This window comes from Streptomyces sp. NPDC030799 (assembly GCF_055572255.1).
Genome location: NZ_JBVIDS010000005.1, coordinates 388,276 through 409,467, shown reverse-complemented (window position 1 = coordinate 409,467; position 21,192 = coordinate 388,276). Strand labels below are relative to the sequence as shown.

Annotated in this window: 19 protein-coding genes and 5 pseudogenes; 9 read left to right on the top strand and 15 right to left on the bottom strand. The window is 68.1% G+C overall.

Annotated features, from left to right (window positions below; all coding sequences use genetic code 11):
* Positions 1-62: 62 nt before the first annotated feature.
* A pseudogene (locus ACZ41I_RS15435) lies at positions 63-505 on the top strand (helix-turn-helix domain-containing protein); the annotation flags it as partial.
* Between the two features lie 1,075 nt (positions 506-1,580).
* Here ACZ41I_RS15435 and ACZ41I_RS15430 read toward each other — a convergent pair.
* A complete protein-coding gene (locus ACZ41I_RS15430; RefSeq protein ID WP_468514315.1) occupies positions 1,581-2,525 on the bottom strand; it encodes an NAD-dependent epimerase/dehydratase family protein in 945 nt (314 codons plus the stop codon).
* A gap of 125 nt (positions 2,526-2,650) precedes the next feature.
* Here ACZ41I_RS15430 and ACZ41I_RS15425 point away from each other — a divergent pair, with 125 nt between their 5' ends.
* Positions 2,651-3,640: a GlxA family transcriptional regulator gene (locus ACZ41I_RS15425; protein ID WP_363220555.1), complete on the top strand. Its 990-nt coding sequence runs from the start codon at positions 2,651-2,653 to the stop codon at positions 3,638-3,640.
* 339 nt (positions 3,641-3,979) lie between these two features.
* On the opposite strand, the gene ACZ41I_RS15420 is transcribed toward ACZ41I_RS15425, so the two are convergent.
* The 4 genes from ACZ41I_RS15420 to ACZ41I_RS15405 form a co-directional block, all read right to left on the bottom strand.
* Positions 3,980-4,645 carry an MSMEG_1061 family FMN-dependent PPOX-type flavoprotein gene (locus ACZ41I_RS15420; RefSeq protein WP_399768143.1) on the bottom strand — a complete coding sequence of 222 codons (666 nt, stop codon included), beginning with the start codon at positions 4,643-4,645 and terminating at the stop codon, positions 3,980-3,982.
* A gap of 942 nt (positions 4,646-5,587) precedes the next feature.
* Positions 5,588-6,076 (bottom strand): nucleotide kinase domain-containing protein, encoded by a 489-nt coding sequence (locus tag ACZ41I_RS15415; protein WP_468514416.1) that lies wholly within the window; start codon positions 6,074-6,076, stop codon positions 5,588-5,590.
* Positions 6,076-6,612: a P-loop NTPase family protein gene (locus ACZ41I_RS15410; protein WP_468514314.1), complete on the bottom strand. Its 537-nt coding sequence runs from the start codon at positions 6,610-6,612 to the stop codon at positions 6,076-6,078. The genes ACZ41I_RS15415 and ACZ41I_RS15410 overlap by 1 nt, the downstream gene beginning before the upstream one ends.
* Complete coding sequence (locus tag ACZ41I_RS15405; protein ID WP_468514313.1) at positions 6,609-6,866, bottom strand: DUF6042 family protein; 258 nt, start codon at positions 6,864-6,866, stop codon at positions 6,609-6,611. Before ACZ41I_RS15405 ends, ACZ41I_RS15410 begins: the two co-directional genes overlap by 4 nt.
* Positions 6,867-6,901: 35 nt before the next feature.
* Here ACZ41I_RS15405 and ACZ41I_RS15400 point away from each other — a divergent pair.
* A pseudogene (locus ACZ41I_RS15400) lies at positions 6,902-7,207 on the top strand (class I SAM-dependent methyltransferase); the annotation flags it as partial.
* A gap of 71 nt (positions 7,208-7,278) precedes the next feature.
* On the opposite strand, the gene ACZ41I_RS15395 reads toward ACZ41I_RS15400, so the two are convergent.
* From ACZ41I_RS15395 to ACZ41I_RS15375, 5 genes are all read right to left on the bottom strand, one after another.
* Positions 7,279-7,410: a hypothetical protein gene (locus ACZ41I_RS15395; RefSeq protein WP_468514424.1), complete on the bottom strand. Its 132-nt coding sequence runs from the start codon at positions 7,408-7,410 to the stop codon at positions 7,279-7,281.
* A 13-nt stretch (positions 7,411-7,423) separates the two neighbouring features.
* Positions 7,424-7,750 carry a hypothetical protein gene (locus tag ACZ41I_RS15390; protein WP_468514312.1) on the bottom strand — a complete coding sequence of 109 codons (327 nt, stop codon included), beginning with the start codon at positions 7,748-7,750 and terminating at the stop codon, positions 7,424-7,426.
* 668 nt (positions 7,751-8,418) lie between these two features.
* Positions 8,419-9,123, bottom strand: a complete 705-nt coding sequence (locus ACZ41I_RS15385; protein ID WP_399768130.1) for a calcium-binding protein — start codon at positions 9,121-9,123, stop codon at positions 8,419-8,421.
* A 368-nt stretch (positions 9,124-9,491) separates the two neighbouring features.
* Positions 9,492-10,271 (bottom strand): DUF6193 family natural product biosynthesis protein, encoded by a 780-nt coding sequence (locus ACZ41I_RS15380; protein ID WP_468514311.1) that lies wholly within the window; start codon positions 10,269-10,271, stop codon positions 9,492-9,494.
* A 73-nt stretch (positions 10,272-10,344) separates the two neighbouring features.
* Positions 10,345-11,025, bottom strand: a complete 681-nt coding sequence (locus ACZ41I_RS15375; protein ID WP_468514310.1) for an SMI1/KNR4 family protein — start codon at positions 11,023-11,025, stop codon at positions 10,345-10,347.
* Positions 11,026-11,385: 360 nt separating this feature from the next.
* On the opposite strand from ACZ41I_RS15375, the gene ACZ41I_RS15370 reads away from it, so the two are divergent.
* Positions 11,386-11,892 carry a hypothetical protein gene (locus ACZ41I_RS15370; RefSeq protein WP_399768122.1) on the top strand — a complete coding sequence of 169 codons (507 nt, stop codon included), beginning with the start codon at positions 11,386-11,388 and terminating at the stop codon, positions 11,890-11,892.
* Between the two features lie 61 nt (positions 11,893-11,953).
* On the opposite strand, the pseudogene ACZ41I_RS15365 reads toward ACZ41I_RS15370, so the two are convergent.
* Positions 11,954-12,737, bottom strand: a pseudogene (locus tag ACZ41I_RS15365) (IS5 family transposase).
* A 75-nt stretch (positions 12,738-12,812) separates the two neighbouring features.
* Entirely contained in the window at positions 12,813-13,247 is a 435-nt protein-coding gene (locus tag ACZ41I_RS15360; protein ID WP_468514309.1) for a hypothetical protein, read from the bottom strand.
* A gap of 705 nt (positions 13,248-13,952) precedes the next feature.
* On the opposite strand from ACZ41I_RS15360, the gene ACZ41I_RS15355 reads away from it, so the two are divergent.
* Positions 13,953-14,459, top strand: a complete 507-nt coding sequence (locus ACZ41I_RS15355; RefSeq protein WP_468514308.1) for an Imm21 family immunity protein — start codon at positions 13,953-13,955, stop codon at positions 14,457-14,459.
* Here the strand turns inward: ACZ41I_RS15355 and ACZ41I_RS15350 are convergent.
* Together ACZ41I_RS15350 and ACZ41I_RS15345 are read right to left on the bottom strand one after the other, a co-directional pair.
* Entirely contained in the window at positions 14,456-15,562 is a 1,107-nt protein-coding gene (locus tag ACZ41I_RS15350) for a hypothetical protein (RefSeq protein WP_468514307.1), read from the bottom strand. The two genes, ACZ41I_RS15355 and ACZ41I_RS15350, sit on opposite strands and share 4 nt — an antisense overlap.
* A 755-nt stretch (positions 15,563-16,317) precedes the next feature.
* Positions 16,318-16,719, bottom strand: a pseudogene (locus ACZ41I_RS15345) (transposase); the annotation flags it as partial.
* Between the two features lie 83 nt (positions 16,720-16,802).
* Here ACZ41I_RS15345 and ACZ41I_RS15340 point away from each other — a divergent pair.
* Positions 16,803-17,279 carry a hypothetical protein gene (locus ACZ41I_RS15340; RefSeq protein ID WP_468514306.1) on the top strand — a complete coding sequence of 159 codons (477 nt, stop codon included), beginning with the start codon at positions 16,803-16,805 and terminating at the stop codon, positions 17,277-17,279.
* A 68-nt stretch (positions 17,280-17,347) separates the two neighbouring features.
* Here ACZ41I_RS15340 and ACZ41I_RS15335 read toward each other — a convergent pair whose 3' ends face one another.
* On the bottom strand, positions 17,348-18,277 hold the full coding sequence (locus ACZ41I_RS15335; RefSeq protein WP_468514305.1) for a helix-turn-helix transcriptional regulator: 930 nt from the start codon (positions 18,275-18,277) through the stop codon (positions 17,348-17,350).
* A 106-nt stretch (positions 18,278-18,383) separates the two neighbouring features.
* On the opposite strand from ACZ41I_RS15335, the gene ACZ41I_RS15330 reads away from it, so the two are divergent.
* The 3 genes and pseudogenes from ACZ41I_RS15330 (at position 18,384) to ACZ41I_RS15320 (ending at position 21,144) form a co-directional block, all read left to right on the top strand.
* On the top strand, positions 18,384-18,941 hold the full coding sequence (locus ACZ41I_RS15330; RefSeq protein WP_399768101.1) for an NIPSNAP family protein: 558 nt from the start codon (positions 18,384-18,386) through the stop codon (positions 18,939-18,941).
* Positions 18,942-18,993: 52 nt separating this feature from the next.
* A pseudogene (locus ACZ41I_RS15325) lies at positions 18,994-19,879 on the top strand (transposase); the annotation flags it as partial.
* A gap of 653 nt (positions 19,880-20,532) precedes the next feature.
* Positions 20,533-21,144 (top strand): peptidoglycan-binding protein, encoded by a 612-nt coding sequence (locus ACZ41I_RS15320; RefSeq protein ID WP_468514304.1) that lies wholly within the window; start codon positions 20,533-20,535, stop codon positions 21,142-21,144.
* Positions 21,145-21,192: the final 48 nt, after the last annotated feature.

The following is a 21,192-nucleotide window of genomic DNA, read 5'->3' as shown; positions in this document are numbered from 1 at the left end:
AGCCCCGCCAGCGCAGAACTGCGCACCCACAACGAGGCATCCCAACGCACTGGGGTCCACAGCTGCGCCGTGAGGGGGCAGATACCGTCCGACGCGGCCGGCCTTGGAGCCTGCCGCTGGAGGACCAGGTCCTACTGGTCGCAGCGTACTGGCGTACCAACCTCACGTTGCGCCGGCTCGGGCCGCTGTTCGGGATCTCGAAGTCCGCGGCCGACCGCATCATCGTCCGCCTTGGGCCCCTCCTCGCGATCCGGCCGCGCCGGCGGTTCCGCCCGGACACCGTCGCCCGACTCATCGTCGTGGTCGGCCGCCCCTTCCCGGCAACCGGAACGACTGCAAGGCATGGGAACTCTCGGACGCAAAAGCCACCGTCGGCCATACAGCTGTCCTTGCCGACGACGGCTACCGCGGCACCGGCCTGGTCATCCCACACCGCCGAGAACGCAGCCAGACCGAACGTCCTGCCTGGGAGGGGGAACACAACATCTCCCACCGCAAGGTTCGCCCGCCTCCACACCCTCACCCTTGCCGGATAGATCGAGGAGGCCACGCCAGAGCCGTCTGACTCAGCCATTCGATCATTACGGGACAAGCCTCAGATAATTCCCGGCGCTCGCGGGTCGGCGGCCCGTACGCCGCGCCGCCCACGGCCGCGGCGGAGGCCCCCCATCTGTTCGCCCGGTGCGCGGAGGGCATCGCCCTGCTCGCAGACTGCCCCTCCAACCCGGCGCAACGGGCCCGGGTAGTGCTGGCGTGTTCACGCATGGGCTGGGCATACCGGCGCCGCGAGTCGCGGAGCACCGGACTCGGCCGGTCGCGGCTCCCACTCCCCCGCAGTTCTTCAACGCAGCCCGTGCCACGGCCAACAGCGGGACGTCCCGCACCAGCTGAGATGTGCCGATCGTCATCAAGGTGAGCCTCAACCGGCGAGTATCAGTGCCAAAACAACAGTCAGAGCGGCGAGGGCGGTCCAAAAAGCGTGCGAGGTGGGTGAAGTGGTGCGCATGAGGCCGTGTTCTCCTGGCGGCGCGCTGGCCGGACATGCCCCGGTAGCTGTAGCGCGCAGCGCATTTTAACCAGGTGCCGCCCCAAGCCTTGGTTGTGTCCACATGAGTCCGGTCAATCGAAGACCACAACCAGCGGCGGCGGTCGGTCTGCTCCGACCTCCCCAGCGGTTTTGTGAGCGCCTCATGCGCCGGGACGCCCCTCGCCAACAGTTCCCGCCGCTCACATCGGTGCCGTAGGAGGGACCGAGGTTCGCGATCATGGGGGCGCCACCGCCCAGATGGTCCGGCAGCCCCGGACCTCCATGGAGCAGAACCACAGCCGACTGCCGAGTCGTGTCCCCCAGCGCCGTCCAGCGCACCTGCGCCTCGTCGGTCATCGTCACGAGACCGTGCGTCTCGATCAAAGTCACCGCGCAGAACGTACCGGCGTCACCGAGGCTCTGCCAAAGGTTGAAGAACGGCGCGCTGGGCGACGGCCGCGCCGGGCAGACGCCCAGCGGCGCACGGAACGGGCTCGCGTGTACCCACCGTCACTTGATCACCGGCGTTCCCGTCGGGGTCACGCCTACCGGCTCACCGGCGGTCCGCCATGGCCTCGGACCGGCCGTGCTCCGCGGCCATATCGTCGAGGACCACATCGATCGGGGTGGGGGCGATGTCAAGGACCGCCGCGGTGAACGACGCATCGAGGATGTTGGGACGGTCGTACAGGTACAGCATCTCCGGGAACTCCGCCATCACCGAATTGGTGCGTCCGATCTCCTCGAGTTCGGCCGTCGTCATCCGGCTCAGCCTTGGGGCAGGTGCAGCGGCCGCTGAAGCCAGGCGCGCGGCCAGTTCGCGGACCGGGGCCTGAGAGGTGGAGGGCACGTGCCAGGCCCGACCCCAGGACTCCTCGTGCCGCGCTGCGGCGATCAGCGTGCGCGCCGCGTCGGTGGTGTACGTCCAGCTGTGCGGGGCGTCGAGGTCGCCCGGGTAGGAGACGGGCGAGCCAGCCAGCACCTGTGCCCCCACCATGAGCGTGAACGGCGAGTACGCGCCCGCGCCAAGGTAGTCGTTGGCCCGGACCTCGGTCACCCGCACCCGGCCGGCCTCGTGGGCGGCGCGTGCGTCGTGCCACATCCGGGCGCGGACACGGCCCTTGACGCTGGTGGGTGCCAGAGGAAGGTCTTCGGTGACGCGCCCGTCGACGGGGCCGTAGCCGTAGGTGTTGCCGAGCATGACGTAGTCCGCGCCGGTGCGCTCCGCCGCGGACAGCAACGCGGCGGCCAGAGGCGGGAACTCGGACGGCCAGCGGTCGTATGGCGGCATGGCGCAGTTGAACAAAGTCACTGCCCCGGTGGTCAACTCTATGAGCCCGACTGCGTCGGTGGCGTCGGCGGCGATCCGCTCGATCCGCTCGTGCGCAGGCCCGCTGCCTCGGCGGGTGACTAGCCGAACCTGCTCACCGGCGTCGGCCAGCAGACGCGCGGTGGCCGATCCAGTGGCTCCGGCTCCAACGATGACGCGCAAGGACACGTGTGCACTCCCTGATCGAGAAAGTGGGATCAGCCGCCCCGACGGCCGGGGCGACAGCTCTACCCTCTGTCCCTGGTGATCCGTAAGGTAGTGGCCCGAATGCCAAACATCCGGAGGTTCGGGCCATGCATCGGGTCGCCGTCATCGCCGTCCCCCCTGTCACCACCTTCGACCTGTCCATCCCGGAGCTGGTGCTCGGAGAGACCACCATCGACGGACGACCCGGCTACCAGGTGCGCATCTGCACCGCCCGTCCCGGGCCAGTCGCGAGCAGCAGTCTGGAAATCACCGTCCCCCATGGGCTGGAGGCCATCGACGACGCCGACACCGTCATCGTCACCGGAACCGGCGCCCGCGAAGACATCGACCCGCGCGTCCTTTCAGCACTCCGCCGCGCATCAGCCGCAGGCAGACGTGTCGCCTCGATCTGCACAGGTGCCTTCGTCCTGGCCCAGGCCGGACTGCTCGACGGACGCAGCGCCACCACCTACTGGGCCAAGTCCGAGGAGTTCTCGCGCCGCTTCCCCTCCGTCAAGCTGCGCCCCGACGTGCTGTACGTCGAGGATGGCAACCTCCTGACCTCCGCCGGACTGTCCGCCGGCATCGACCTGTGCCTGCACCTGGTACGGACCGACTACGGCGCCGTGACGGCCAACGCCGTCGCCCGTCTGGTGGTAGCGGCACCCGTGCGACCCGGCGGGCAGGCCCAGTTCATCGAGACGCCACTGCCGCCCGAGACCGGAACCTCGCTCGCCGCAACCCGCGCCTGGGCGCTCGACCACCTGCACGAACCGCTCACCCGTGCCGACCTCGCTGCCCACGCGCGGACCAGCGTCCGCACCCTGACCCGCAGGTTCCAGGCAGAGACTGGCCTCAGCCCTCTCCAGTGGCTCCTCCACCAGCGCGTGATCCGGGCGCAGGAACTTCTGGAGGCAACCGACCTGCCGATGGACCACGTGGCCCGGCTCAGCGGTCTCGCCACCACCGACTCCCTACGCCAGCACCTGTCGAGACGGACCGGGCTCACTCCCAGCGCCTACCGCGCCGCGTTCACCCAGCACCCGGGCCCAGTGAATGGAGACACCACAACGGGTCGACCGCCGCGGTTGACGTAACTTGGCGCCCTGAGCCGTTCTCGCCGGACGCAGCCGCGGTGGTGAGGGCAGCAGGCCTGGGCCGTCACCGCAGGGCCCGGCTCGCACAGCCCGGCCCGGCCCGCACGACCCGGCCCGCACAGCCCCCGCCTCCGCCGCACGCGTCCCATGGTGGGACGGATGGCGGTCAGGCGTTCTGCAGGGCTGCGAGGACCTTCTGCGCCGCCTCGCTCACGCTGCATCCTCCGGGTGAGGAAGCGCGTCGGGTCGAAATTCGCGGAGCACTGTCATCCTGCTCGGCAGGGGTCAGAGCAAGTCGTACCCGCCCCAGCGGGTGCCTTTCTCGACTCAGTTCGAATTTCACTCGTAACGCAGGCGCAGTGACTCCCGTTCGGCCTCCTCGATCTGGTCGACGGTCATGCCCGGCAGATTCAGCTGGGCCAGTGTCACCTCGGCGCTGGTCGGCTGGGCGTCAGCAGGCACCCACCGCTCCGGTTGCCAGGCGTTGGCGCGCATCAGCGACTTCGGGCAGTGGGGATAGACCTGCTCGACATGCACCACAATCGCCGTGACCGGCGGTTTTCCAACGGGAGTGAGTTGGGCGAGCAGCTCCGGGCGCGCGGAGACGCAGGCGCGGCCATTGACGCGCAGCGTGGTCGGGCGGCCGGGGATGAGGAAGAGCAGTCCGACGCGTCCGGTCTCCAGCACATTGTGCATGGTGTCGAGCCGCTTGTTGCCGGTCGCGTCGGGGATCACCAAGGTGCGCTCGTCCAGCACCGAGACGAACCCGGCCGGGCCGCCACGCGGCGTCACGTCCGCCCGGCCCTCGACGTCCGCACTGCCGATGAACACCAGCGAGGAACAGCCGATCAGCGCCCGGGTCTCCTCGGTCAGGCGGTCGATCTCCTTGCGGAGCGAGTTCGGGTTCGGCTGCGGGTAGAGCTCGCGCAGCTGCTCCGGGCTGGTGAGTGCGTCCGCCCGGAGGGATTCGAAGAGCAAGCCGGCGACCCCAGTGTCGATCATCATACGGACGACCCTAGAAGACGACCGAGGCAGTGCGCAGGTCAGCGCTGGATATCCTGCACCGTTGCGCGCACATAACCGGCCAGCGCCGCCGGGTCTTCGTTGCGGCGGGATCCCACGTGTTGAGTGCCTGCTGGCGCTGGCCGACGGAGTGGCTTCCACCGCCCAAGTCCGCAAGCTTCTGCGCCGAGCTCGGAGCGCTGTGGCTGTCGTTCGAACTTGAGCAGCCGACAAGCGAGACGCTGATGGCGAACAGGACGGCGGCGGCGATGCGGCGGCGCATGTGTGTCCCCCTGATGTGGAATGCCGGCCGCATGATGGGCCCACCGCTCGCGAGCGGGAGTCCACTCTCGCCGGACTGTGATCCGAGGAAATCCATGGTGCTGGCCCACTGCCGGAGGGGTCGCAGCGTCATGGATCCGTCACACACTTCACTTCTACTCCATGAGTGCCCTGGCATGCTCCGCCTGCATTGGCACCACCAGGGCGTGTGCATGGATGCACAGTGGGCGGTGCTGGAGCCGTTTTTGCCGAAGGGGAGGAAGGCAGGGCGGCCGCCCATCTGGTCTTTGGCGGCAGCTCATCAACGGCGTACGGTCCGGAACCGCCGAGAAGCCGGAACCGGTCGACCAGCTCGCCCGCATCATCCGGCGCCTGGACAAGCTGCGTTCCTCGGCGAAATGGAGCGCCGCCTACGAGGCCGGCAGCGCCCATGTCACGGACGACGACGAAGCTTGGGATGAAGACCGCCGCAGACCACGGCGGGCCCCGAGGCCGTGATCAGGGGCCGCCCACCACGCCGAGCTCACGCCCGGTGCGCTGACCGTCATGGCGGGATGCGCCCGGCTGGACTGCACCAAGTCCGAACTCGGTGCCCTCCAGCACTCCCTGACGCCAACGCTGTTCGGCGTTGGTGTCTGATCCACCACGGCGAGCAGCCGACGCCTAATTCAGGCCCCATTTCGGCGGGAACCAGGCCCGCAGCGGTGCGCCGTCCTGCCGGTATGACTGCTTGATGCGGCTGCGACCACTGATGCCTGCAATATCCGGGTGGGCCACCCTGGCGTACTTGTCGACCTCGCAGAACAGGTTCTGGCAGTCGATCAACTGCAGGGGCCGTCGTCCCTTCAACCCGGCGAAGGGCAGCTGCAGGCGGGTGAAATGCTCCTGCTGGGAGTCGGCCATGTAGCGGATGACGTCCGCCTCGATGCCGTCGGCTGCAGGACCGAAGCACTTACGGATGCCATCACGCGCACCAGGGCCTGGCACAACGAAGTCCATCTCAGAAAACCCAAGATGAGGCGCATAGTTGAGATCAATGACGAACTGATAGGCGAGGAACGGGCCGAGCGCCGGGTAGCCGAGGAGCACCTCGTATGCCTCACGCATCGTGGCCGCCCCAACGACGCGCTCGGGCGCTCTGGAGGTCATCATCATCTCCAGCAGCCGCAGGTGGTTGCGGTGCTTGCGCCCCTCCCCCAGCTGTGGAGGGGGACGGTCTCCAGGCCATCGGGCAGCAGGTCCTTCTCTCGGTACCAGTCGCGCAGGTGGTCTTCGGTGACGTGCTCGAGGTATTCGGCATCGGGTTTCGTCGCGTGCCGGAGCACCGTCTCCGTGTAGGGCACGTCGAGGTAGTAGCAGCGTGAGACACCTCGGTGGGCGCGCACCAGGTCCTGGAGCATCGTGCCGTAGCGGTCGGCGTACAGGATGCCCTCCACGACGACATGGAAGCCGTTGTCCAGGGCATAGCGGCTGGTCAGGTCGATCAGGCCGATGTTGGCGCCGCCGGGCCGGTCGCGTTCGCGCAGCACGATGCGGCGCAGGTTGTCCTGGCCGACGATCGCGAGGTTGCGGCCGAACTTCTCGCGCAGGCCCGCCGCGACGGACGACTTCCCCGAGGCACTGTTGCCCCGGACCACGATCAGGCGCGTGTCTTCCGTTCCCACCGTGCCCGGCACGCTCTGCGTCACGCGTCGTCACCCTTGATAGTCGGCTGTACTCGGTTCTCGCGGAAGTGATCCCCGTTCATGACCGGGCGGAAGCGCTGGTGCGCCTCCAGGCGTTCCGCGTCGGCCGGCTCCGGGCCACGCTGCACTTGGGCGTCCCCCGACTCCACCAGCTCGGCGAGGGCGATGCGGACGTCGTCGGCATCCTGGCGGGTGGCGGCCGCCAGTCGGTCCAGGGAAGTGAGGATCTCCTGCGGTTCGCCCGGATCGTCGACCAAGTGGTTGATGAGCCCGTCGACGAGCGGGCCGGTGCGAGCTCGGCGGCATCCTGGCCTGGTACTCCACCCACCACACGCCCCCGCGGTGGCTGCCGGCGGTGTTTGCCGAGGTCCACCGCACGCTCGCGCCCGGCGGCTATCTGCTCTGGGGAGACTATGTCGGCAATGAGCGGCTGCAGCCGACCCAGGGCTATGGCCATCCGGTGTCCTACGAGTCGGATCTCCTGCCTCTGAACCGCATGATCGGCCTGCTGGAGCAGGCCGGACTCGTCGTCACCGCGAGGCTGGAGCAGGAGCCTGGCGGACTGGCGAGCAGACCGCACGCCTGCCTGCTGGCCCGCAACGCCCTGGGGGGCCTCGTTCCTGCGGCGAGGCCGCTGGTGTCAGATCGCCGACGGTCACGGCGCGGCGGTCAGGCCGCGGGATTGAGAGGGCGGCCGCCCCAGCGGATGCCTATCTCGCTGCGGATACGGGCGCGTTCGCGCCGCTGGGCGGCCAGGAAGTCGGGGTGGCGGGCGTGCGGCCTGAGACACACCAGTGACATCGTCGCGCCAGTGTCACCGGTCCCGGAGTGAAGCAGCGGTAGTACGACACCGTGCACGTGTAATGGTGCCGACGGGCCGGCAGTACCGAGGTCCATTAGTAGCGCCGTCCTGGCCGTTGGCGGTGTCGGCGGCGGTGATCTCGATCAGCGCCCAGTCGTAGTCGCGGACGCCCTTCTGGGCCCGTGCCGGTCCGCATCCGCGTTGAGGCTTGGTCGCAAAGCTCAGCTCGTCGGGCGAGGACTTCGCGTCCCCCGTCTCGTCCGCGATCAGGACCCCGTCCTCGTCGTCGAGCAGGTTCCACGGCCCAGGCCGCCGTCCGTCCCAGCACCGCTTCTTCATCCCACACCGCACGGGACAGCAGGTGGTGCAGGCGATGCGGGCCCCGCTCACCCATCGCTTCGGCCAGGTCCCGCAGTTACGTCCTCAAGTTCCATCAGCATGCCCCGGCTCATCCGCGCGAACGTCTCCCGGGTCTCGGAACGGGCGAAGCGACCGGACAACGAGACCAACAGGCCCCCGAACGCGAAGTCGTGGCCTTCGGGTCTACCGTTGCCACAGCGGCCGTCTCTACCTGATGTCGAGTCACATAACGTCATGATCGAGGCGGCCGAAGCTGCAGCAGCTCGTCGTGACCGTCGCTGACACCGCCACCGCCACCGCCACCGAGTAGCGCTCCGGCCGCTGCGCCTGCGTCCCGTACCGCATTCCTCGTGGTACGGGACGCCTTCATGTCCGAGGCAGGCGACCGCCCTTGATGCAGCTCTGCACAAGAATCGCGCGCGAAACGAACGCGAATCGTCGACGAATCGGACCCGGATCGATCGCGATTCTCAGACGCCATTGCAGGTCAACGCGATCTGCCCCCAGGGGACGACTGATGGGCATCCTCACGGAGGGCGAGGAGAACCCGTACGCGACGGGAATTCCGGATCCGGGAGACCGAGACTGATATCGACGGCGGGGTTGCCCGCTCCCCTGTCCCTGGTCCGGAAGCGGGTCCCTGGTTCCTACTGGACGTCGACGAAGTCGCTGGCCGACGTCGCGGCGCCGGTGGCCGTGGTGCCCGCGTAGGAGAAGCGGTAGTACCCGTCGCTCGTCGCGGTCGTAGTGGCCGTCACCGCTCCGCCCGAGCCGCTGGTGACGGTCTTGAGGGTCGTGTACGTGCTGGTGCCCGACTTGCGGTACTGGAGCTTCACCGACACGTTGCTCAGGCCCGCGTACGCGTGCGTCTCCCAGTTGGCGCGGGTGAGCGTGCCCTTGACCGTGATGGTCCGGCCATGCACCACCGGCTCGGGCGAGGCATTCGCGGTCAGCGTGGTGTTGCGCTTGATGTGCACGGAGCCGGCGTATCCGTCGCTGACGGAACCGCTCGGGAGGCCGTACGCGATGGCGTACGCGTGCCAGGTGCCCGCATAGGAGTTCGTGGTCATGTCAACCTTCGGGTCCACGGTGAAGTGGACCGTGCACGTCGACGTGCGGACATCGGCCGCCGCGCACGAGCCCGATCCCTCCTCGGCGGGGAACAGAGCACCGTCCCTGCCCTGGTCATCAAAGGAGGTGCCGTGCCACAGGGCGACCCAGCCGCCGGTGATGCCGTCCGGGTCGGTCGCGGTCACCGTGGCGGTGAACGTCTTCTTGGCGGAGGTGCCGAGGACGATGTCCTTGCCGCCGTTGACGACGACCTTCGTGATCGTCGTGTCGTCACTGGTCATGGGCCCCGCGTGCGCCTGCGCGGCGGCGGGAAACACCAGAGCCGAAGAGAGAACCAGGGCGCCGGACAGAGCGGCGACCGAAGCGCGTCTGCGCATATGCATCCCCACGGTGAGAAGAAGGGCCCTCGCGGGACGTGTCCCGACAAGAGCCCATGGGCGCACGCATCGTACAGATTCTTTCGAGCTACGACGAGATGCGGGGATCCCTCGATGCCTTCCCGGAGATTCGCGCGCGTTCCCCTCCCCAACACTGCGCGCGCCTCCGCCACCGCCGTTGGCAAGCCTACGCCGACACATCACAACATGATCAGAAAGCGCAGAAGCAGCCATCTGCAGCTGCCGTAGGAGAGCAACTGCGCGTCGGAGGGCTACGAATCCGGAACGGGAGCGAAACAGGCAGCGGCGACCTCAAGGGCCGTGCTCAGCGAGGACACCTCACGCCAGAACTCACCCGGACACATGGTGACTCGATAGCGGCCTTCCCCCAGAGGCCAGATCTTCACAAGGCCCGATTCCAAGTCGAATGGCGTCCGGCACAGCGTCAGACTCCTGTGGCTGATGTCGGGCCAGAACCTCCGCAGTTGAGGGTGTGCGTGGGCCGCCTTCAGGAACGGTCGATCAGGCAAATGCCACTCACTGAAAAGCAGCTCACGCCACTTCGCGGGAGCAGGGTCACCATCCTCGAACGCTTGCGCCAGCTCGCTCCAGCTCATGAAGGGAAAGCGGTCGCGCAGCTCCCGCAGACTGTCGCCCTGGTGCCACAGATTCGCGACCTCCACCGCAGCGACAAGGTCGTTCGTCCACCCCTCCGAGGACGTGAAGCCACGGTGGCGGAGGATCCGTATACAGAAGGAATCCTCCTCGCACGGGGAAACAACGACTATTCCTCGATCGGTGCTCACCTCGGCGCCGGCGGCCCATCCCGAGCGGGTCCGCACCTCGCCGAAGTCGAAACCTTGAGCCAGTGCGATCTGCTCGATGCGCCGCACCAGATCCGCAGGCGACGCTGGATCGGGATCGACCGCGCCCCGCATCTCCGCCTCCTGGCCGCCTGTTGTCATGTCCGCCCCCGTGGTTGAGATGCCTTGCCTGGACACGATATGCCGCTCGGCATCGGCATCGCCGGGTCCCCTGCCGGGCGTACTCATCACGGAAGGCCGGCCAGAACCCCTAGGTGGCCCGTTGGGCCAACGCCGACGCTCAGCAGCGCAGGGTGACGACCTACGGTGCCGACAGGGCTGTGTGCTCGGCCTTCTCCAGCCAGTCGGTGTACCAGCGGGCGAACCTCACCGGCATACCGTCGTCGTCGAGGAGCGGGGCGAGGTCGACGTCGTCTACCCGGCAGTCCAACCAGATCGTTCCGCGGTGGCTGCCGCTGATGATCAGCCACTCTCTTTGGGCGCAGCCCAGGTGGGAGATCACGATCGCGCCAGCGGTGCGCTCCGGGGCGAACATGACGGCTTCCCACCGCTCGTCCCACGCCTCGATGGCGTCGTCGAAGTCCTCGATGTCGTCGAAGTCCTCTTCCTCGGGACGCTGGGTAAGAACATCGTTGACCAGCTCCGGGTCCGGACCTTGGTCAGGAAACGGCTCGGCAAGCCTCGACAGGTCAGCCAGGTCCGCGCCGTCACCCTCCCAACGCCAACGGCCCTGCACGCGCCGAACCGGGAATAGGCCGTACGCGGGGCCGGCGCCGCCGGCGCCCACGTCGAGCAGGAAGGCCCGGTACTCCTCCGGCAGCCGCACGCCTATCTGGGCCTCGAGTTCGGCAACCTCGGCCTGGGTGAGCGGGTCCTCCAGGACCCACTTGTGTCCCAATGCCCCGAAAACCCTGCTGCTCGCAGGCCCTGCACCAGCCGCCTCAACCCGCTGACGTACGTCCACCCACCACTGATCAGTCATGCGCAGACCCTACGTGCCGCCACCGACGCCACTCGCTGGTGGCCCTCGGCGACATCCTGACCCCCGTCCCGGATGGCTGCACCTCACCGCCGCGAAGGCCCGGCTCGCCGCCGTGCCGGCCTTCGACCGCCAGTGTTGGCGATTCGCACCGAAATCAAGGAAATCGGGCAACGCAACCGAACGAAAAAACTGCGGAAGTAGAAAAGCTACTTACAGCGCCTAACACAATGAAGATGAACGGGCGCAGCACCCGCCAAGCGAACTGGTCGGTCTCCTGACTGGTGGGTCCGGCGGTTGGTTGCGAGGGGTCCCTGTCTCTGCGCTGTACCGTCTTCGGAGACGATCACCGGGAGGGGCGGGATGACCAATGATCTTCAGTTCAGTTGGGAACTGAGTGGCAGCGGCTGGGCGACGTGCCTCATCAAGGATGGTTCTTCGGAGCGGAAGGACGTCGTCAGCTACTGCACGGATGCTCTTGCCGACTTGCTTCACGGTGTGGCGGGTCTGTATGGCCCCATACCTGTCCAGCGTTTCTCCTTCGACCTTGAACCGGCTGAAGTGAGGTGGGTCCTGCGAGGCAGGGGTTCGGAGGTTGATGTGGCGATCTACCGCTTCCCTGACATGTCCACGAGCTTCGATGCGCCCGACCAGAAGGGCACACTCGTCTGGGCCTCTACGCAGCCGCGAGACCTGCTGGGGCACGTCATCCTGGAAGCCGCTCAGTCAGTACTGCAGGTTCATGGCGAGGACGGCTATCGGGCGAAGTGGGTTCAGCACTCCTTTCCCGTCGCTGCACTGCAGGACCTCTACCGGCTGCACCTCCAGCACGACAGGTGTGAACTGCAGCATGATGTCGCCATCTCATAGGCCGCTGGATGCTTCCCCGAATAGATCTGCATCGCCGCAGCGCCCAGCCGCGTGATGACTTCTACTGACGGCAGCGCAAAACGCCGAGCTGCCGGTGAGTGATCAGGCAGCAGGCGAGTTTGAGGAAGGCTTCGTGGATGTCCGCCCTGCGTTCCCATCGGATGCGCAGACGTCGGAAGCCGTGCAGGCAGGCAAAACTTCTCTCCACGACCCAGCGGTAGGTGCCCAGCCCCGTGCCGTGCAGGGTGCCGCGGCGGGCGATCGCGGGCACGATGCCGCGGGCGCGGACCTGGTCGCGGTAGATGTCGTGGTCGTGGCCGCGGTCAGCGAAGAGACAGTCCGGTTTGCGGTGAGGGCGCCCGACCCGGCCGCGGACCGGCGGGATCGCGTCGAGCAGCGGCAGCAGTTGGGTGACGTCGTTGCGGTTGCCGCCGGTCAGCAGGACTGCGAGCGGGGTGCCATGTCCGTCGGTGATGAGGTGGTGTTTCGAGCCGGCCCGGCCCCGGTCGACTGGCGACGGGCCCGTCTGGCTCCCCCTTTTAGCGCCCTGACGTGGGAGGAGTCGACCACGCGGCGGGACCAGTCCAGGCGTGAGGCCGCGTTGGGTTCGGCGAGCAGGACCTCGTGGAGCCGCTGCCAGACGCCGGCGTCGTTGCAGTCGCGCAGTCGGCGCCAGCAGGTCGTACCCGAGCCGAACCGAGGTCCTGCGGCAGGTACTCCCACTGGATCCCGGTGTGCAGCACGTACAAGATCCCGCACAGCACATCTCGGTCCGGCAACGGCCTGCGGCCCGGATAGCGGAAGCGCCGCTCCCGCTGCGGCAGCAGCGGCCGCGGCCGGGTCATGACGGTGCCCGCGCGCGTATGTGTGGGCCCCGAGCGGTGTTGCTCGGGGCCGTGTCGTGTTGCGTGGGTGGCCGGTCAGGGTCCGTCGGTCGGCTGCTCAGCGAGCCAGGCTTGTTCCAGCGGGAATTGCGGGGCGCACCCGTTGGGGCAGGTGCCGTCCTCGGGGTCGTCGTCGGTCACGCCGAAGACGTGCAGGCAGTCCCAGCACATGCTGACATGGACGTCGTTGCAGCCGTTGAAGCAGGCCGGCTCCTGGCAGGTCGCATGGCCGGGGCAGTCGTCGGGGATGCGGGGTGTGGCCGCCCAAGCCCGGTACTCGGGGGTCTCGTGGACGTTGTCCCGGTGGGGGCAGTCGTCCGGACAGTCCCAGGGACTCAGATGGACCGCGCACAGCGGCGGCGTAGAGCAGGCACAGATGAAGTCGATGGCGCGAGCCGCTTTGCGGTAGGGCTCGCCCGTCCTGGCCATCCGCTGGCGGATGGCGGTCTTGCGGGCATGGTCGACAGGCATGGAGGGCTCCGAGGCATGAGAACGGACTCAAGCGCGCGGCGCGCAGCACCTGGTGAACCGGCGGAGCCGTTGTCACTGAGCCAGCGCGATAGCTCGGGCGAGAGCCTAGCAGCAGTGGTGGGGGCCACGAAGGTGGTTGGGTCGCTGCCCGGTCGAGTGGCAGCACCTCAGCTGGTGGGGTGGGGGCTGACTACGCGCCCTCCTTGCGGCGGACGATGCGGCATCGTGTCCGGGACCCCCATCCGGTGGTGAACTGGACGCCCTCCAGGGGTGCCTCGGCGCGCCCGCGGTGAGCTGTGCAGCAAGGTGGCGGGGCCGCCTCGGGGTGCAGCGGGGCGCTGCATGCGACATCCCGCAAGGCACCGTCCTGGTCGTACCGCCCGCGCAGGAGGGTCTGCGGGCGACGCAGGCTACCGGTGATCGCGTTGGGTCGGCACTTCATGCGAACGCTGATGGACGCTGAGCCCTCCGGTTGGCGAACAGTTGCCAACCGGAGGGCTCAGTCACGCAAAAGTAAGTAGGCCGATTTGAGCGCTTCGGTCGCGGCCTCCGCGGTCATGCAGGAGGCCTTCAGCTCCCCGCAGATGGGGCCAGCTGACGTCACCCCCAAACTCCTGGGCGATAGCGCTGGGTCTGCGCTCCTCCGGCGCGCCTTCGGATCCTGTGCCTCGAACGCTGTCAGCTGCGAGTGCGATGATCCGGCGCATGAATCGTGATCCGCACTGCCTCGAACCGGTCGACGGATGGCTCGACTCCACCGACACCGCCCGGTACGCGCTGGTCCCGGAGGGCGCTCTGGCCGGGTGGGACGGGTGGGAGCAGGCTCTGCACCACACCTCGGAATACGCGGACGCCCTCCCGCTGCCGGGCCATGGGGACGTGCTGACGCTCGGCGGCGAGCCGCAGGCCGTCACCTGGCTGCCCGACCACCTGGTCTTCGCGCGATGGTGCTATGCGGACGACGACACGGCTCTCGCCGCCGCCGTCGCGCAGGCGGTCGTCGGTGACGAGAGCTGGGAGGACGAGGTCACTGTCGAGCTGACCGGCGGGCGGTACCTGCTGACCGACGCCTCGTACGAGGGCCAGGAGGTCGTCTCCAGCGGCGAGTACCTCCCCGTGGACCTGGCACCCGGACGCTACCGGGCCCAGTCCATGACCGTGCGGCCGGACAAGAATGCCGCCTTCCTGCTGGTGCGGCTGCTCCCCGCCTAGGAGCTCCCGGCCAAGAGGGTGAGCAGCTCGTCGAGCTCGGCGCGGGTGACGCCTCTGGCCTGCGCCTCGGCGTCCAGCGCGGCGTCGACGAGCTTGCGCGTAGGTCTGTCCACTGCACCGGCCGACCGGACCAGCCGGCGAAGCGCCTCGGCATCGCCCGACTGCGCCAGCGCGTACACGGCCGCGTTGGACACCCTTGTCGGCGCGTCGGTGACCAGGCCGGTCAGCACGTCCGCGCGCCGCGAAGCGTCCCCCGGTGCGGGCGGTACCAGCGCCAGCAGCCAGCACAGGCCGCGCAACGCGTTCTCGTTGAACCGGTCGTACCCGTCGACCTGGGTGTCCTCGCACATCAGTGGGAGGGTGCGCCGCCTGCCGACCCGGGCAAGCCAGCCCACCACGGCCTCCGCTGCCTCCTGCTCGCCGATCGCGGTCAGCAGCGTGCGGGCCTTGCGCTCCCAGGCGCGGCTCGGCTTGGCGGAGCGCGCGCGGGCGGCGTGGGCCAGCAGCTCCCACCAGGGCGCGCCACCCTTTTCGGCCTGGGCCAGAGCACGGTCGGCCCAGGCCTCGCCGGGGTTCACCGGAGGGTCGGTCAGCCGGGCGGCCAGCTCGGCGTACTCGGCCCCGGTGAACGTCTCCTCCGCCGTTCTCCGGACCGCCGCGACCAGGGTCGCGGGGACCGGCCGCCCGGCGGCCAGCTCGTACTCGATGACGAGCCGGACCTCGGGCATCTGCGAGAGTTCGACCTGGTGCTGGGCCACCGCGATCCACTGCTCGCGGTAGTACACCCGGTCGGCCGGGTCCAAGGAATCACCACCGTCTGCGAGGTCGGCTATCGCCCGCAGGGCGGCGGTGAACCGCGCCTGGTCCCCGGAGAGCCAGGGACCGAACGAGAGCATCCGTACCAGCTCGTCCAGCACTGGCCGACGCTGCTCCTCGTCCATCCCGGCAACCAGCCGGAAGGCGTTGCGTTTGGTGACGTCCCACGTACGCCGATCGCGGTCGGCAGCCGCGATCAGCGCCTCGGCGAGCCCCCGGTGGTAGTTCTGGGCGGCCAGGGCGTCCAGTGCACGCGGGTCGTCGAACCATTCGTAGACCGTCACCATCGGTGTCCGCCCCGCGGTCGCATGCCTGAAACCGTCCCGTCGACGATCATCGCTTTCACCATGCCCGAGAACCTATCCCCCGGCACTGACATCGAGGCAGCGGCCATTTTCTCGCCGCCACGGTTCTGGGCAGTCTGCGGGAGCATACGACGGGTTCCAATACGCCCGAGTACCACCTAGGCGGACCGGCCTTGAGCTCGTCGACGTGCCCGGATCGGCGACGGGGATGTGTGACCCACACATGTCGCAGGGTGGTGCCGGGCGCCTGGCGGACCGCCCCTTGATGAGATCCAACACCCGTGTCATCAGCGCCCGACATGACCAGTGTCGCGTACGAATGTCCTTACGGGCGCTGTGCCTCGTTCACCGTCGGCGTTGATGCGGGCCACCTCGCCCGTCCTACACGCCCCCCGCCAAGGCAGTGCCGTTGACGTCGGCCACACCCACACGCTGCGCCTGGAGCAGGGAAACCCCGTGGCCGGGTGAGACCCTACGATCAGCGGCTGAAGCACAGCATTCGCTCTGGTCCCTGATCGACACCATGAGGGAGTCCATGCGCAGTGATCTCGGCGTAACCGACGGCCCACACTCGGTCATCCCGAATCGCGAGCAGCTTGAGGCTATGCGTCGTGATTTTGGCGTGCCTGAGGAGCCACGAAGGTGATCTCGCTTCGTCCTGTTCAGGCTTGAGTGAGTGCGAGGTTGTGCATGTGGACCACACCGCTCGTGGCCCGAAGACCCCGTCGTCCTTCAGCCGGGAGTTCGGCCCGACCGCGCTCACGGCGGTGGGGGATGACGAGGCCGGTGCCCCGGCATCCACCGTCCGCCATGACCGTGGCGTTGCCGACGGCGTCTTTCGCGCCGGACGGCTCCCATGCCTTGCAGTCGTTGCGGTTGCCGGGCACAGGCCGGCCGACGGCCACGACGCGCCGGACGTCGGCGTCGATGACGACCTGGTGGTTGGCGGCGAACCGGTAATTCTTCGACTGCTCGGCGACGGTGTGGTCGCGGGTGGGGACCAAGGTACCGTCCACGATCAGCACGGTGTCCTTGCGGAAAAAGCAGGGCGGGTTGCCGCAGTGTCAGGTTCGTCCGCCAGTACGCGGCCACCAGCAGGAGCCCTCCTCCAGCGGCAGGCTCCACGGTCGTCCTCTGCGTGAACGGGGCTATCCAGGACGCTTGAGCGCCGTGATCACACCTGCCACTTCAAGATCGCCTCAAAGATTGACGCTATGGAACGATGATCGTCATGACAGGTCAGGTCTGGGTGTCACTCATATCGTTGGGCGGCGTTGTCCTCGGCGGCGTGTTGTCCTACCTCGTCCAGCACAGGACTCAGCAATCAGCGGAACGTGCCGAACAGCAACGGCAGCGGATCGCGTTGACGGAGACCCGGCGTGCGGAACGGCTTGCGCTGCTGGAGCGGTTCATCGAGGTGTCGGCCGAGGCCGAACGCTGCGCCTACACCCGGCCGTCCGAGTGGGACGACACCGATGCGTGGTACCTCACAACCCGGGACGTCATGTACAGGCTATGGGTCGCGGATCGGCTCCTCCGCATCCAGTTCCCCCTGCCTGTGCATGACGCCGCACACGCGCACTTCCTCGACCTCAACAAGACCGTGTGGCACGGCTTGCCCGACGGTGAGAGCGTGCGGGACTACCTTGAGGACAACCGGTCGGCGTTTCTCGACGCGGCCCGCGAAGTCATGGGGTAGCCCACCGCCGAGCTGCCGGTGATCTTTTGCGGGACAGCCCTTAGGTCGGGAGAACCTTCTGCCCGGGGTCACCCTTCGTAGCGGGCGGCCAGGGCTCGGGCCGTCTCGGCGATGCGGTTGCGTAGTTCGGCCGGTGCCACGACCTCGACATCGGCGCCCAGCCGCAGGAATTCTCGGTGGGCGTGGTCGATCGACTCGATGGGCACGCGGGCCTCCGTCCATCCGTCGCCCGTGGCTGTCACGCCGAGGCGGCGGGCGCCCTCCGGGGTGAGCCGCACCAGGGCCTCCCCGGTGTGCAGTCGCGCTCGGAAGTCGGCCAGATAGCCGTTCCAGTATCCGGCCAGGTCGAACCCGTCCGGAATGACGAACCCTTCTTCCGTCGGCCGGACTTCGAGGACCTGGTCGACTCGGTAGGTGCGGATCCCGGACGTCCCGCCGGCGACCAGGTACCAGCGGCCGGCCTTGAGGACGAGCCCATACGGCTCCACCCGTCGCTCGATCTCCTCCGGCGCCCGCCAGCGCCGGTACCGCAGTACCACCGCCCGCCGCGCCCACACTGCGGCGGCGACCGCGGCCAGGTGAGGCACCCGGTCGACGTCGCCGTACCAGCCGGGGGCGTCGAGCAGGAAGCGTTCCTGGATCCGCTCGGCGTGCTTGCGCAGCTCCGTCGGAAGGGCGGCCCGCAGCTTGAGCTGGGCGGTGGCGAGCGCCTCGCCGAGGCCGAGTTCGGCGGCGACGCCGGGGAGTGCGGTGAGGAACGCGGCCTGCGCCTCGTCCGCGGTCAGTCCGGTGAGCCGGGTCCGGTAGCCGTCGACCAGCCGGTAGCCGCCGGCGTGGCCGGCGGCACCGTACAGCGGGATACCGGCGGCACCGAGCGCCTCGACGTCCCGGTAGACCGTCCGGACGGAGACCTCCAGTTCGTCGGCCAGCTGCCGGGCCGTCATCCGGCCCCGGTTCTGGACCAGCAGAAGCAGGGTGACCAGCCGGCTCGCACGCATGCTGCTCAGTATCCACTGACAGTAGATGTCAGCAGACCGGCCCTAACCTGCGGCGCATGGACGACAACTGGACCATGGACCTCACGCGCACCGGGCAGGCCACCGCATGAGCATCGTCGAACTCCGGCAGTACACCCTGCATCCCGGCGCCCGGGAAACGCTGATCGAGCTGTTCGAGCGCGAGTTCGTGACCGGTCAGCAGGCGGTCGGAATCACCGTCGGCGGCCGGTTCCGCGACCTGGACGACCCGGACCGCTTCGTCTGGCTGCGCGCGTTCCCCGACATGGCGCACCGCCGGCACGCGCTGGAGGCGTTCTACACCGGCCCGGTCTGGCGGGAGCACCGCGACGCGGCCAACGCCACCATGGTCGACAGCGACGACGTCCTGCTGCTGCGCGGCCCGGGCTTCACACCGGAGCCTGGCACGAGTGGGGTGCTCGCGACCGTGTGCCACCCCACCGACGCGGCCGACTTCGACGCGTACGCCGCCCGGCACCTGGGTCCGGGCAACGCGCTGCACCGCACCGAGCACGCCGAGAACGACTTTCCCCGCTTGCCCGTCCGCACCGGAGAGGATGTCCGGGTCTGGTTCGGCCCGGCCAAGCCGGCACCCTGGCCGACCCGGCTGCTGCGGCTGGAGCCCGTGGAGCCATGGAACACCTGACGTCGGGCTTTCATGAGCGGCTTATCCGACAGGTGATCAGATAAGCGAAAAGCAGACAGCCTGTCGGACAGGGCCGGCGGACGCGCTGTCGTCGGCGCTCGCGCCGTGGCGCAAGCCTCGGGCGGTGCACGATCCGGGCAGGATCCTGCTGGATGTCGCGCTCGCCCTGGCCCTGCGCGGGGACTGCCTGGCCGATGTCGCGATGCTGCGGGCCGAGCCCGCCGTGTTCGGCCGGTGGCGTCCGATCCGACCGTCTCCCGCCTGGTTGACACCCTGGCAGCCGCCGGTCCCCGTGCCCTTGCGGCGATCCGCCAGGCGCGGGCCGAAGTCCGCGAGCGGGTCCGGAAATTGGCCGGTACGGCGGCCCCGGACGCCCACGGCGGGATGGTCGTCGATATCGACGGGGTGCTGGTCCTGTCGCACTCCGAGAAGGAGCACGCCGCCAGGACCTGGAAGAAGACCTTCGGCCACCACCCGCTGTTCGCGTTCGTCGACCACGGCCGCGAAGGGTCCGGAGAGCCGGTCGCCGGCCTGCTGCGGCCGGGCAACGCGGGCAGCAACACCGTAACTCCGGCGGGGGCACCCGCACGTTCCTCAACTGGCTCACCGCACGTGGCCGATGGCTGTCCTACTCGGTCGGGATGACCATCACCGACGCCATCCACCAAGCCGTGCTTCTGGTCCCGGCCTCGGTCTGGACCCCGGCCATTGAACCGGACGGCAAGGTCAGCGACGGCGCCTGGGTCGCCGAGCTCGCCGGCGACGTCCTCAAGAGCCGGCCGAAGGGAATGCGGCTGATCGTCCGCAACGTCCCCCTCCACGGCGCCTACCAGAACCAGGTCTGGCTGGAGATCGTCCAGCTCGCACTCGACCTGCTCGCCTGGATGCCCATGCTCGCCCTGACCGGCCAAGACCGCCGCTGGGAGCCCAAACGCCTGCCCGGCTGACCAGCAGCGATTCCCTCTCCCAACGAGCAGGCTTCAAGCCCGGAGCCATGGAACCCGGCGCCCACCCGGCGCGACAGCCGGGCCACCAGCGTGCCTACACCACCTGACTAGCCGAAAAGGTCCGCTGGATGAATCGATGGACCGTCGTGAAAGATCGAGGTTAGGGCCCGCGCAGACCGGTGGGCGGGTGGTGAGACCACCGCACGGTAGGTTCAAGAAGAACGCCCCAGCCTGGTACGAGGAAATGCACGAACGACAGCACAAGCCGCATTCCCAGCCGTCGCTGGCCTGCTGTGTCATCAGGAGATCACCGGCCTGGCATCGGCACGGCACATACGAACACCGAGTCCCACCGAAGTCTCCGACGTCTCACCGCCTACTGTGCACGAACTCGTCAGCGCTCTGTTTGCACGATCCCTGACCTTGCCATATGGTGGCAATAAGTGATCTTTCACGCCTCACAAATCAGGGGAAGCTCGCAGCGGGATTTCATTGCTAACCCGCAGGCACAGTTATCATATTTCGACAATATCTCCTCCCGAATCGGGAATTACGGTCAATTCCCGGTTCTGGATCCGACACCGTGATGCGCCATGTGGGCATGGCTTCTGATCAACAAGTTGGAGGGGCGTCGGAAAATGAGAATGAGCCTGACCGAGCTGCGCGCCCTCGCCACACGGGCAGGGTTCGCCGGCGATGACATCAAAATCGCGGCGGCCGTCGCCATGGCGGAATCCAAAGGCGACCCAGGCATCATCGGAGACCAGGGTCTGGTCGACGACAAGTGGGGGCCGTCCATTGGCCTCTTCCAGATACGCTCCCTCAAGCATCCAAAGCAGTCCTCCCCACCGGACACACTCAGGGTTGAGGGCAAGCTCAGGGACCCGCTCTACAACGCCAAGACGGCAAAGGCCATCAAGGACGCACACGACTGGAACCAATGGTCCACGTTCGTGAGCGGGGCCTACAAGCAGTACATGATTGACGGGCCCGCCGGCCCCACCAAATTCGAGCCGTTCCCTGGTGCGTCGTTCTTCCATACCGGACGGAAATCTCCGGTCATCACCGCAATGCACCATCGGCTCGTCGCCGAAGGCTGCAACCAGTACCAGTCGAGCGCCAACGCCGATGTATGGGGCCCGGGCGATGTGAAGTCCTACGCCGCCTGGCAGCGGAAGCTCGGCTTGAAAGGTGACGATGCCAACGGTATCCCCGGCAAGACCAGTTGGGACGCACTGAAGGTGCCCAACGTCTGAAGGCCGAGGCCCTAGCGCCGCAGAAGCGAGTGGAGGAGCTGTACACCT